Genomic DNA, 12,832 nt, shown 5'->3' with positions numbered 1-12,832 from the left:
CGGATTTTAGTTCAATCCAGCCACCAACCATCCCGGCGGAGTTTATAAGGCAGAGAGCGATCCAGACCCTCCAGAGGAATGGAGCGTTGACCTGTTCGAGTAATATAGCAACGTATTGTCCGAACCATGCTGACAAGGTTTTGGCGGAAGCGCGCGACAAGACCCATAATCACGATCAAGAGCCCCATAATCCCTTCTGGTTCTGGCGCTGAACTTCCACTGAGGTTTGGATAGGCTTTTGTCGTTACCCCAGAAACTTGCGGCAGTGGGACCGACGCTGAAACTGCATTTTCTGGGGCATGATTTACGGGGCCCTCAGAAACCGCAATAAACGAAGTGAAGCGGGTTTGCAGGGAATGATCCAGACCAAGCTTAATAATCTCGTTTTTTAAGGCCTGATTTGAACTGCCTCCAATCGTATATGCCCGATTTTTTGCAAAGATCTGCTCACGCGCCCAGATGATTGGAAGCGCTTTCTTTTCTGGGCTTTGTTGCTGAGTTTTCCCCGACAGATCAATCTCCAGCGGCATCCGAGCTGCCTTTCCATTCACTAAGCCACTTATGAAAATGGTGTGCTTTCCACTTTTTTGATAGCGCCCCAGAACTCGAAGTGCGCGCCCTTCGAACAGGTCTGGCAACTTTGTCGGGCTTTGCTCTTCAACTTCTAATCCGTTCCAATCAATTGAGACATCGGTCAGCACAGGCGTTTTCAAGTCTTTTGCAAAGGCCTCTGCAGTCTCATGGAAGCTCTCGTCAGCCTCAACGTAGCGTGCATATCCCCGTCCCTCTGTTGCCAGCGCCTCAAGCAGGAAGCGATTGACGGACGAACCCACTCCAAACGCATAAAGACGTGCGTTTCCAATGCGATTGGCAACCGTTTGGATTACTTTGCGCTCATTGCCTATGTAACCGTCTGTCAGGAAAACAACGATGCGCGTTGTGTCTTTAGGTTGTTGCGTACCAAACGCAGCATTGAGCGCTGCATTCAGTTCTGTACCGCCACCAGCATAAAGACCGGAGACATACTCAAGCCCTGCCTGTTTGTTATGCTCGCTTGCAATTAAGGACTGCTCCTCAAATGCAGTTGTCTCATTTGCAAACCGAAGGATCCGAAAGTAATCATCTGGGCGTAGATTATTAATCGCGGCACGCATAAAGGCTTTGCTTGCAGTGATCGGAGCGCCCCCCATGGAGCCGGAGGTGTCCAACACAAACACCATCTCTCTTTTACCAATAGTCGCTTCTGCCGGAACTTTAGGCGGCTCGATGAGTAGCGAAAAGAAGCCCCCTTTTTCATCCTCGTAGTAACTGTCTAGACCGGCAGTCACACTCGTCTCAGCGGCCAGTTCGTAACGCAAGACAAAGTCTTTATTGTCAACCTCCCTAGCTTTCTCAAAAGTCGCCTGTTTTTTGGTTTCATCTCCGGAAATGCTCAACTTATGTGTTGAGCTCCAAAGGCCAGATATAGGCAGAGCTGCAGTCATGGACATATCCAGGGAGACCCGCCGACTATCGATGGCCTTGGATGTTGAAACGCCTAACACCTGAGGATATGTCGGTAGCCGATCAATTTCCCAGCCGGAAACGACGTCAACTTCATCACTGCCAGACATCGCATCTGGCTTGCCCTGCTGGGCGGGCTCGGTTGCTCCTTCGTATCGCGGCCCAACCACCATGGGAACAACCAGTTCATAAGCCCCATCCAACTTCGGCACTGACTGCACATATTGCAGGTGCACGGTCACTGACTTACCCGGCATCAAGTTGGCTATATCCTGGGTGAACATGTTTGGTCGGTGCTGTGTCAGCAGAGATGCTGCTTTACCCTCTGCCTTCGCTTGCTTGAATACGGCATTAGCTTCTTGTTTTTCTTTGATTTGCGCGACGATCCGCTGCCCTTCCAACTCCATTTCCATCGCATGCACGGCAGCTTTCTGATTTAGGGGAAACAGATATGTTGCATGGAGCGGCACATCATTGGGATTGAGGAATGTCTGTGAAAGCGTAACCTGGGCGATATCTCCAACCAAATCCACATCGTAGTGCGCAGAGAGCAAGGGCAACTCGACCTGTAGTCCATCTAACATGGCGACAATTGTGCCCGCCTTCTTTTCCAGCGGGTCTGGCTGCTCGGCACCAGCATCGGAGCTCGTGCTAACTACGAAAATCAAAAGCAAGGAGAGAAAGCGCGTTGTCTCAAACATCAAGAATATCCTCTAAATTTCAGGTCCTGGGAAAATCGAAGGCAGCAAAGACCGCGGCCTCAAACTGGTTTTGGTTGGAAAGGGCACCCTGCCATGGTGAAACGCGCTGAATGCTGGTCCAAGAGAGCGACGGGTTTTGCAACCAAATCCAGATCGCTTCGGCCACGTTGTTGGTGACATGCCCGTCATCAGAGAAAAAAGAGACGGAGACCTGCCATTGCTGGCCGTTTTCTGCAGTGGCTCGATACAGCGCTGAAGGCATTGCCTCAAAACGAGACCCAAGAAACTCGACCCGGTAGCCCAGACCGCGCAAGCAATCATCCGGCGCATGAAGATGGCGAAGCGGGGAGCTGGTATGTACAAGAGTAAGCGCATGCTCTCCATAGCGCTTTTTGACTGCATACCCTCCATACGCTTCGAGATACTGTTGCTCGACAGGAAGTAATGGGATGTCCTGCCCGGACTGCCCATTCAAAAACAAAGGCAAAACAGGGAGCGTAGTTGCTCTCGCCACATCAACAGCCTGTCGGGGCAGGCTGACAACAACAACAGCAAGACCAACAAAGGCGAGAGCCAGATACTTTTGAAGTGACTTAGGCAGCTCATGACCTTTAACCATATGAGGAGAGGCAACGAACATGCGTGCCTTAGGCCGATACAGCCTCAGGATTGGCAGAAGGGTGAGAGCAAGAGTGATGTACCCAATCACGCTGTGCCATGGTTCCATCATAACGTTTACGTCAAGAACCCAATGCGGATAGGCGATGCCGAGCGCTAATGTGCTGATGCGGAGAGAGTTGCCTAAGATGCTGAGAACCAGCGTAATACCGACCCAAAGCAGAGCGACACTTAATCGTGGGCGATAGATGGCATTCAACACCACAATAAATGCCAAGCTGAGCATAAGGCTGGACGTGCCAGAACAAGGCAAATCAACCAGTACCTCTTTGCCTTCAAGTGTCAGCCGCACGCCATTGCAGGAAAGGTTCTCAGTGACACCGCTGAGAAGAAAACAAGGCGCTTTCGCAGACAGTTCCTGCAATGGGTAACCCAATAGCCTTTGAACAATCCGCTCAACAGGCAGGGAGAACAGGAAAAGCGCTGAGAGCCATAATGGAGAGAGTGCACGCTTGCGCTCCCCTACCCTCAAAAGCGTGGCAATCGCGAAGGTATCAAAAGCCAGAGCCAACCCGCCAATAACATTGATTGCAAACACCTGACTGATCAGCCGAATGAAAGCCGAAGCAACAAGAAGCAAAGCTGCGGTTTGGCGGTGATGATTAGCGGAGTGGTCCACGGGGCTCGACAGCGACCAAAGCAATAAGCCCGCGACTGCGATCAGATAGACCGCGCCGGAGGATGAATAAGAGGGATCAAACCATGTTCGAACCAGCCATAGCACAGGCTCAAAAGCCAGAATGGCGGAGGCGAGCCCAAACCCAAAAGCTGTCACTCTGTAATTTGCAAGAGTCTTTGTCATGCAAACCGTTGTGCCACCCTGATTTGCAGACCCTACTCACCATCTGTGCAGATTTTCAGCATTTCAACCAGCCAAAGGCACAAGCCTGTCGCAGCCTTTTTGCTCTACAGCTGCGCTTATGATCTTCCTGTTTCTCTAAGGATAGCTTTGGGTGAAAGTACTGGGCCAGATGTACAGGGTTTTAGCCTTGAAAAGCAGGCAACACGACTATTGTGGATGCATTGGGGTCGGTCACTGAGTGACGGATTTTCTTGTATGGTTGATATTCTGGATCATTGTACCAGGCATCGAAGACAACACGGCTGGCAAACTTCAGAATTAAGGTGTTCTCTTTCTGGTAGGTCCCTTCAATGACATCAGGATGCTGAGAAACAGCAATCCGCTCGACACCATGACGGGCGCTAATCGGCCCCAGATGGGCTGAGTAGTCATTGAAGTAGCGGTCAACATCATGAATGCTCAGTTGAACAATGGCGTAGACAGCTGTGTTTTCTTCTTTCTGTGTCATCTGGTAACTCCTCGAATTAAGGGGGATGGAACAGACTCTTCAGCGGGTGGATTTAAGTGCACTCATCACCACAATTGTCAGACCAATGCCGATGGTAGCGAGGCCGCCCCATTGAATGACTGATGGTGTTTCACCGGTTAGGGGAACTCCGATAATCAATGCAAAAACAGGAACTAAAGCAGGAAACATAGCAGCCTGAGCCGCACCCAATATCTGAACCGACTTAGCAAATGCAATCATAGCGACAACACCAGACAGAACACCTTGCACAATGAGTTGGGTCACTAGTATGTGTGCAGACTGCGCAGTGAAAACATCAACGCCACGAGAGCTGAGATAGATTGGCCCAACAGTCAAAAGTCCTGCAACTGAAACAACTGTAGTCACATCGAGCGCGTTCAGTTTCCAGTGCTGCTGCAATACACTAAAGCCAGCCCAAAGCATTCCTGCGACAATGAAAAATGTGTCACCAATGAAAATCTCAAGGGAGCTGGTCATGGCAGCTGGACCAGCAATGAGAGCAAGACCAATAAGTTTTATCAGTGTCCCAAATATGCGCTGCAGGCCAAGTTGTTCACTCAGGAAAATACGAGCAAGCAAAAACCCGCCAAGCATCATGGAGGCCGGCACAATAACGGCACCGTGCGTCAATGGTGCATAAATATAGCCGCCTACACCGAGCAACACGAAGGGAGGTCCTAACAGGACAGACACAACAGCTGCTTGTAAGAGGGAGATGCGCTTGAGGGGATTACGTCGCACGATCAAAAGAAACAGCAGCATGAGCGGGCCTGCCACAATATAACGAAGAAATGCGATATCAAACCCATCAAGGCCTGCGGTAACGCCGACACGCGAGAGTGAGAGATACGCTCCCCAGATTAGACTGGCGGTAAGCCCGGCAATTATCCCTGGACCGAGACTTGGGACTTTCTTAACGGGGCATTCCAATAAGACGCTTTTCATTTCCGTTTTAGTGGCCTGAACATGAAACATTTTGTTTCTCCTTCGCAACCGATCTACTTGTCGACCAATATGTTGAGCAGGACCAAAGCGGTTCAGATGGCGTATCGTTTTATCCCGGAAGATGCTGAGATTTACGTCGCTAACACGACAGACTAGAAATCAAAGCGATCTCATAGTGCGACGTCCCTCGCAGAAGCAACCTATCGACAAAATAGCAGGGTGTCTGAGAGGGCAACGCCACCACCTTCTTAACTGTGAGAGTATCTGCGGGGAGCAGTGCTCATTCGAGTTCTCAGGAATGTTTAGGATAACCGGGCCGTGACTGGCCCAACTTGCCGACTTATGTTTTTGTTGTTCACTGTGGTCCTGAATGGATCGGTTAAGGAATATATGGCAGTACTGGCACGCGTGATAAATCGGTTATCCGGTCAACGCACTATTGCTCAGGAGCAACAATGAAAGAGCTTGATGGGTTGATGGAGTTTTGCGCTGTCGTTGAAAACGGTGGTTTCAAAAGAGCTGCAGAGTCTCTTGATGTATCGACATCATTCGTTAGCCGCCGAGTTTCCAATCTTGAAAATCGCTTAGGGGTGCTATTGCTGCACCGGACGACGCGCAGCGTGAATCTAACAGATATTGGGGAGCAATATTACCTGCGTTCAAAAGCGATTTTGGCAGATATACACGCACTATCAGCTGACTTAGCTGAACAGCAAAATCTGGTAAAGGGGCGTATCCGAGTAGCCGCTGGAGGAATATTTGGCGAGACATGGGTGGCCAGTGCTCTTGCTGACTTTGCCAGATCGCACCCTGAGGTTGAACTTGACCTTGAAATAAGTGACCGGCCTGTAGACTTGGTCAGAGAAAAGTTTGACCTGGCTATTCGTCATGGAATGCCATCAGACCCTGATTTGACAGTTAGCAGGATAGGAAGCCGACGGATGATGGTTTGTGCGTCTCCAGATTATCTGAGAGAGCATGGAGAGCCAAACGAGCCAAAGGATCTGGTATCTCATTCTTGTTTAATTACACCCGGCTTGCGCTGGCTCTTTGCCAGGAATGAAGACACGTTTGAAGTCCGGGTTTCTGCTCGTTGGGCCAGCAATAATGGGCGAGCGCTGATGATTGCTGCGTGTGCAGGTTTAGGATTCACGAGGCTCGCTGAGGGATATCTGACCAGCGCCCTAAAGTCGGGTGCTTTGGTTGCCGTTCTCAAGCCCTATGAGATATCACCACAGGAAACCCTCTTGGCATATCCATCTCGTGCATTCCTTCCCTTCCGGGTACGCTCGCTCGTGGAGCATTTGAAGAAATACTGAAGTCAAACAGCCCCTTCCAGTTGCCCTTCATGAAGCTCACTCATTAAGCAGTCGTTTGAACCCACCGCATTCAAAAGCAATACAATGCTCCAGCAACTCAGGATCCCCTGAGATTATTGCTCCTGAGCAATAGTGCGTTGACCGAACACCCAGTTTATCACGCACGCCAGTACTGCCATATTTCCCTCATCTGATCCATTCAGGACCAAAGCACACTAAATAATATTTGTCCGAAGGCTCAGGTTCGCACTGTCCAACAAACGTTGTCACTACTGGAAAATATGACTTGATAAGCAGATCGCGAGTAATCGCTTTGCCCGCTTTCAGGCAATGGTGAAACGATCATTGGCTTGATCAATCTCGTGTCCTTCTCATCTTCATGTCTTGAATTGAGTCACAAGATAGCCCCGTTTTCCAGTCTTTAGTCATGCAGTGTTTGACTTGACCGATCATAATTCAACCAAGTAGAGGAAACATCTACAATGTCTTTACATGAAAAAATTGCGACCTTAAAAGCTCAAGTCGAAAAAAAGCTGCCTCAGAAAACTCGCGATGTCATGGACCGAGCTACTGCAGATCTGGCGGTATCAGGCATTTTGAATGGCACTATTAAAGTTGGCGATACACTTCCTGGTTTCACCTTGCCCAATCAGAATGGCACACCAGTCAACTCTAACGAGTTGCTTAAGAACGGCCCATTGGTGATCAGTATTTTCCGAGGAGCGTGGTGCCCTTATTGCATGTTAGAGCTTGAAGCTCTGGAAGAAGTTTCACAGCAGTTCCAAGAAGCTAGCGCCAACATATTGATTATTTCGCCACAAACTCAAGCAGCTTCGCTCAAAACCAAAACCGAGAAAGATCTATCTTTCGATATCATTTCGGATCTTGGTAGTCTTTATACCAGCAAGCTCGGTCTCGTTTTCTCTCTACCTGAAGATCTGCGCAAGGTTTATAGAGGGATCGGTATCGACCTACCAAGTTTTAACGGAGATGGAAGTTGGGAACTCCCTATGCCGGCACGCCTGATTGTTAGCCAAACAGGCAAAGTCATGAACGCTGACATTAGTCCAGACTACACCAAACGTCCTGAGCCAGCAGACACTCTTCGAGAACTCCTTGATATGGCGAAGCAAGACCTAACCAACGCGTAGCCTGAAAGCGATTGGCGGCAAGCGATAGCAGCACGTGCCGCCACGTCTCACAGGATTGATTGCAGAACCTCCTGCTTGCTTAGTCACAACGCCGTGAGGACTTGAAAAGTCGATTATTTGCAATTGAATTGCTGATCTGGCGGCATACATAGGATTGATCAGTGTTGCTCTGGATTTCAGGGTATTTTAGTGACCTACTGAAAGGTATACTTGTATGAACACAATCACGGTGCCTAAATTTCCTTTGATCTGGTCTCTCTTTAGCTTGCGCTTGAGTATATCTATTGTGTTCATCCTCTGGACATTAAATAAATTCCTTAGCCCTGACTCGACAGCTAGGACTTTCGAAGCTTTCTATGGCTTTTCAGCTATGAGCGAGGCTCTCTCTTTTATACTCGGCGGAATACAAGCGCTCATCGTCATCTGCTTTCTCGTCGGGTTTAAAAAACGCCTTTCAATAGGCGCTCTTTTAATCATGCATATCGTATCGACGCTTGTATCTTACGAGCGATATCTCGACCCGTTCACAAGCCCCAACCTCCTGTTCTTCGCAGGATGGCCCATGTTAGCCGGACTTCTCACTCTCTATCTTCTGCGTGACTACGATACCAAATTCTCAATAGAACGCAGTGCGATGACGTAACTCTACAGCATCGGGGATATTAGATAACGGGGTGTAAGTTCAGCGTTGGTAAGAAGATTTTGCTCATAGCTGGACGTGATCACCCTGAGCTTGCTACCAGTATTCAGTATTCAGTATTCATAAGATGTAAAAGTGATTGCGCATCGATTGGGAACAATGAAATGAGCAAAATCCGGCGGGCTGTTCCCGATGATTTAGAGGCACTCTACCGAATTTCAGTTCAAACAGGCCATTTAGGTGGTGATGCAAGCCACTTGTATGCCGACTATAAAATGATGGGGCACATTTACTCTGCCCCATATTTAAAATTCTCCCCTCAACTCTCTTACGTAATTGAGCACCAAAATCAAGTCGTGGGCTATTGTGTTGGAACCATCGATACTATTGAATTTGAGGAAGTTCTAGAATCTCAATGGTGGCCCAGCTTAAGACAAAGGTACCCACTACCAGAGGAAGAAACGCGATCAACCTGGACAGCCGAAGAACGCCGATGCCAGATGATCCACTTTCCGGAGAAAACACCAGAACAGATTTCTATAGGTTTTCCTGCCCATCTACACATGAACCTTCTTCCAGTTATTCAAGGGCAAGGTATGGGTGCCCAACTTCTTGACAAATGGCTGCGAGAAGCAAAACGATATGGGGTAGTAGCCATACATGTTGGTGCAAATACAAAAAATGCTAGAGCCATACGCTTTTGGCAAAAACAGGGATTTAGCAAGCTTGACGCATCAGCCTCAAGAACAGCATGGATGGGCCGTTTCATGCCCCCCTGATGCATCTGATCTAAAGTTAAGACCTTCTATTTGATTTGTCTAAACCCATGATGGAACTACGCGGATGCCTGCCAATAGCCCCTTACGCTATCAACTGCCAGTCACTTAACCAACTTCAGACAGTGTAGCGAAAAACTGTTTCTCATCAGCCGTCTTACGACAACTGTATGGGTTGCGGCTGCCTGTCTCTGGACAAATGCGAGCTCTACAACGCCGGCGACGCCGCCTCCAGCTACGACCGCGGCCCCCGCTTCATCTATGGCGACAAGTCATTTAGAGCTGAGGGCTAGGATACGGTAATCGGAATTATAGCATTTCAAAATTTAGACAACAAAAAAACCTGTCATCTTGGTGATAAGGGGTTTGTATCTTTGGTTGCGGGGGGTAGGATTTGAACCTACGACCTTCAGGTTATGAGCCTCTAATATAGCAAATTCTACTATAAGTTACTTTTCAATAACTTAGCTCACAAGCGACTGATACCGCTTAGCAACTCTCATAAAACTTTAACGAACTATACAACATCAAACGGCACCATGTACAGCTCAAAATGCGTACGGCGGTTGACGTGGTGTTGACGTGAAACTTTGCCGGGCCTCTGCCATACCCGTAGGAAAGGCCTTCGTCTACTCTTTAGCCTGCATTGTTGCGCTCTCAATAATGCACTTGCAACCTACAATGCAGGAAGAAGCTGCCAGACCTCCCCAAACCCTTTGCACATTTCGCTGCTCCTATTAAGCGCTACACCGCATAAGTATTTATTATGCGATTTATAGTATATTGACCCATTATTCGTTATTTCGTATAGTGAGCTCATGTTGACGCTTATCCGCACCCCTAAACTGCTCGGAACCTATATCCGTGAACGCCGCAAAGAGCTTGGTCTCAGCCAATCCGACCTTGCTGAGAAATGCGGGACGCGTCAAGCTTCGATCTCGCTTCTCGAAACAGGCAACCCAGGCATAAAGCTAGAGAACCTTCTTCTCGTTCTTTCCGTGCTGCAATTGGACCTAGCAATCCAAAACCGCAAGCAAAGCAGTCATAGCGAAATTGAGGATTTGTTCTGATGGGACGAAGACCAGCCCATGTTGCTCTCCAAATTTTTCTAAATAACCGCCATATCGGGCAGCTGACGAAGGAACGCTCAGGAGCAATTTCATTTGCTTATGCTGCTGAGTGGCTCAAGCTAGATCGGGCGATCCCTGTTTCCCTATCATTGCCGCTACGACAAGATCGCTATGTTGGCGAACCAGTATCCGCTGTCTTTGAGAATCTCCTGCCAGATTCCGCAGATCTTAAGCAGCTGGTCGCCGAGCAAGTGGGCGCGCGGGGCACAGATGCTTTCAGCCTTCTCTCCAAAATCGGACGGGACTGTGTTGGGGCCCTACAGTTTTTACCAGTTGGTACAGAGCTGCCTGAAAATAGCTTTGAGATTACAGGCGAAGCTCTCAGCGTTCCTGAGATGGAAGCAACGCTGCTTAACCTCAAGCGCGCGCCTTTAGGGATAGACAACGGGCAAGACTTCCGCATCTCTATCGCAGGAGCACAAGAAAAGACCGCGCTTCTCTTTCACGACAGTACCTGGAAGAGACCACATAGAACAACGCCGACGACACATATCTTCAAAACACAGATTGGGCACCTGCCCGGTGGTTTAGACTTAACCAACAGCGTGGAGAATGAATGGTATTGCCTGCAGCTGCTGCAGGCATTTGGTCTGGACGTCGCTCAGGTGGAAATGATGTGTTTTGGCGAGACTAAAGCCCTTGTGATTGAGCGCTTTGACCGACTCTGGGCAAAAGATGGACGCCTGCTACGCTTGCCGCAAGAAGACTTCTGCCAGATACGATCCGTGCCCCCAACACTGAAATACCAAAATGAAGGTGGCCCTGCCCTACACGACATACTTGAGGTCCTGAAGGGAAGCGATAAACCAGAGCAGGACATCACTACAGTTCTAAAGGCCCAGATCATATTTTGGCTGATTGGTGCAACTGACGGGCACGCAAAAAACTTCAGTGTTTTCTTAAGCCCACAAGGCCGCTACCGCCTCACTCCAATTTATGACGTCTTAAGTGCGCAGCCAGCTTTGGATCAGGGCGTACTCAACCGCAGACAGATGAAGCTTGCCATGTCAGTCGGTAACGCCAACCACTACAGGTTTGATCAGATAGCTGCACGACACTTTCTCCAAACAGCAGAACGAGCAGGTGTACCGACAAACCTTGCCACAAAGGCAATTGATGAGATCAAGGCATCGGCGGACAAAGCGATCTCCCAAGTTGAGAGCATTCTGCCTCAGGACTTCCCAGTGGCCCTGCACCACAGCATCACGGCTGCAATAACAACCCGCTTGCGGATGCTTTGAGTATAACTTTTATACATCGCAAGTTGAGGACCAGTTTTGCAGCAAACGTAGAATGCTTCCCAGAACAATGTGCGGACAAAGCGGTCATTCGTTGTGGCTGTGCAGATGGCTGATTTCGGTATTAGCTTCAATACCGAACGTGCCTATTACGTCACGGTCAGTGGCACTCTGTTCAATCGCCGTCATGCTGGAAAACTTGAAGGAAGGTGGCTTGACAAGTCTGCCCAAGTAGGTGGCGATCAGACCAAGAGCCGGATCAACTCCGCCGCCAAGGCCAGAAGGCTCGCTCAGTTCGTGCGACAAATCCCCGAACACCGGCACAGCTTGCCCGAGAGGCTTGATCCATACGTAAAACATCTGCCATGTAGACCGGAGGACTTTCTGCATGGGGAATGTCGGTTAAAAGTCAGTTAATATAACTTCGCCTGTCTTAACTAAGGGTCCAACTATCTGTAACCACTTCTTTAGACCATGCAGTACAAAAAAATTAATTGGGGATTCGATTCATGGCCAAATTTTCAGGTCCAGAAGAAATTAGAGAATGGTATGAACAGCAATCTGAAAGTGTTTTATTGAGAGCCAAAGGTACCGCAGAGAATGTGCTTAATGTATATTCTAATGAAGTAGTTGAATCCTATTTGGTGGATCATCAGCGAAGTATCGAAGAAGGAATAGTGGTTGGTGAGATTCGTGACTTAAAGGCGTTTTGGCCTCAGTTTGGCGTTAATTTGGCAGGAGGTTTTATAAGTGCGCTATTATTTGCAGCCCTTCTCACTGTTGTGGCTTTCTTTGTTTTAAACGATGCATCACCAGTTGAAATTGGACGTGAAATAAGACAACAGATAGAGGAACAATAAAATGGCTAGAAGTGAAGTTACAAGCAAGCGCGCTGCATCAGCAGCTTCAAAAGTTTTGAGGAGCAAAACTTCAAGTAAGAGTGCAAAGTCTGCAGCGGGTTCAGCACTTTCTCAAACCAAAAAGCCTAGTCGAGTTACTTCTGCAAAAGCCGCAACGGCAGCATCCAAAACATTACGTAGTAGAAAATCCAGCAAAACTTCTAAAACATCAGCTGGTTCAGCACTTACCCAAAAACCAACTAGAGCGAAAAATTGAAAATAGCCGGTCAAACAGCTTATTTACTTTTTGGAAAACGTGTCATTTTACTATCCGTATAAGCCTGTCTGATTCCACTACAGCTGCAATTTGATGCGTGGTGAGTAAATACTTGTCCGAGCCATCAATTATTGGCGCCAGTATATTAATTTCATCATCAAGTATTGAGCCGAACTGTTTGCGTCTAAGTATGCGCAATGCGCGCTTAGACAAACCAAGGGCGTAGAGAAGTAGGTTCTCTGACGGGGCCGTGAAAGCAGTTCCATTCGCTAGTTTTCTTGTGTTCGAGCCCCACGCCTCCTGA

At 48.6% G+C, this 12,832-nt stretch carries 12 protein-coding genes; 7 read left to right on the top strand and 5 right to left on the bottom strand.

Features of this window, described 5'->3' with window-relative positions; translation table 11 throughout:
* Positions 1-11: 11 nt before the first annotated feature.
* The 4 genes from PsAD13_RS07275 to PsAD13_RS07260 form a co-directional block, all read right to left on the bottom strand.
* Positions 12-2,204, bottom strand: coding sequence for a VIT and VWA domain-containing protein (locus PsAD13_RS07275; protein WP_063317740.1), 2,193 nt, complete (start codon positions 2,202-2,204; stop codon positions 12-14).
* Positions 2,205-2,223: 19 nt separating this feature from the next.
* The gene (xrtT, locus tag PsAD13_RS07270; protein WP_063317739.1) at positions 2,224-3,684 is read right to left on the bottom strand and encodes an exosortase T; all 1,461 of its coding nucleotides are present in this window, start codon (positions 3,682-3,684) and stop codon (positions 2,224-2,226) included.
* A 181-nt stretch (positions 3,685-3,865) separates the two neighbouring features.
* Positions 3,866-4,192: a DUF1330 domain-containing protein gene (locus PsAD13_RS07265; RefSeq protein WP_063317738.1), complete on the bottom strand. Its 327-nt coding sequence runs from the start codon at positions 4,190-4,192 to the stop codon at positions 3,866-3,868.
* Between the two features lie 39 nt (positions 4,193-4,231).
* Positions 4,232-5,188 (bottom strand): DMT family transporter, encoded by a 957-nt coding sequence (locus PsAD13_RS07260; RefSeq protein ID WP_063317737.1) that lies wholly within the window; start codon positions 5,186-5,188, stop codon positions 4,232-4,234.
* 425 nt (positions 5,189-5,613) lie between these two features.
* On the opposite strand from PsAD13_RS07260, the gene PsAD13_RS07255 reads away from it, so the two are divergent.
* From PsAD13_RS07255 to PsAD13_RS07230, 5 genes are all read left to right on the top strand, one after another.
* Positions 5,614-6,477, top strand: a complete 864-nt coding sequence (locus tag PsAD13_RS07255) for a LysR family transcriptional regulator (protein WP_063317736.1) — start codon at positions 5,614-5,616, stop codon at positions 6,475-6,477.
* A 482-nt stretch (positions 6,478-6,959) separates the two neighbouring features.
* Positions 6,960-7,628 (top strand): peroxiredoxin-like family protein, encoded by a 669-nt coding sequence (locus PsAD13_RS07250; protein WP_063317735.1) that lies wholly within the window; start codon positions 6,960-6,962, stop codon positions 7,626-7,628.
* A gap of 804 nt (positions 7,629-8,432) precedes the next feature.
* A complete protein-coding gene (locus PsAD13_RS07240; protein WP_063317734.1) occupies positions 8,433-9,047 on the top strand; it encodes a GNAT family N-acetyltransferase in 615 nt (204 codons plus the stop codon).
* A gap of 815 nt (positions 9,048-9,862) precedes the next feature.
* The gene (locus tag PsAD13_RS07235) at positions 9,863-10,114 is read left to right on the top strand and encodes a helix-turn-helix domain-containing protein (RefSeq protein WP_057465834.1); all 252 of its coding nucleotides are present in this window, start codon (positions 9,863-9,865) and stop codon (positions 10,112-10,114) included.
* Positions 10,114-11,415, top strand: coding sequence for a type II toxin-antitoxin system HipA family toxin (locus tag PsAD13_RS07230; protein WP_063317733.1), 1,302 nt, complete (start codon positions 10,114-10,116; stop codon positions 11,413-11,415). Before PsAD13_RS07235 ends, PsAD13_RS07230 begins: the two co-directional genes overlap by 1 nt.
* 84 nt (positions 11,416-11,499) lie before the next feature.
* Here PsAD13_RS07230 and PsAD13_RS07225 read toward each other — a convergent pair whose 3' ends face one another.
* Positions 11,500-11,802 carry a hypothetical protein gene (locus PsAD13_RS07225; RefSeq protein ID WP_152986854.1) on the bottom strand — a complete coding sequence of 101 codons (303 nt, stop codon included), beginning with the start codon at positions 11,800-11,802 and terminating at the stop codon, positions 11,500-11,502.
* Between the two features lie 119 nt (positions 11,803-11,921).
* Here PsAD13_RS07225 and PsAD13_RS07220 point away from each other — a divergent pair, with 119 nt between their 5' ends.
* Together PsAD13_RS07220 and PsAD13_RS27240 are read left to right on the top strand one after the other, a co-directional pair.
* On the top strand, positions 11,922-12,272 hold the full coding sequence (locus PsAD13_RS07220) for a hypothetical protein (protein ID WP_063317732.1): 351 nt from the start codon (positions 11,922-11,924) through the stop codon (positions 12,270-12,272).
* Position 12,273: 1 nt separating this feature from the next.
* A complete protein-coding gene (locus tag PsAD13_RS27240; protein WP_082597150.1) occupies positions 12,274-12,528 on the top strand; it encodes a hypothetical protein in 255 nt (84 codons plus the stop codon).
* Positions 12,529-12,832 lie beyond the last annotated feature (304 nt).

It is taken from the genome of Pseudovibrio sp. Ad13 (assembly GCF_001623225.1).
GTDB lineage: Bacteria > Pseudomonadota > Alphaproteobacteria > Rhizobiales > Stappiaceae > Pseudovibrio.
Note: the sequence above shows the minus strand (reverse complement) of the source record. Positions and strands in the feature narration are given on the sequence as shown.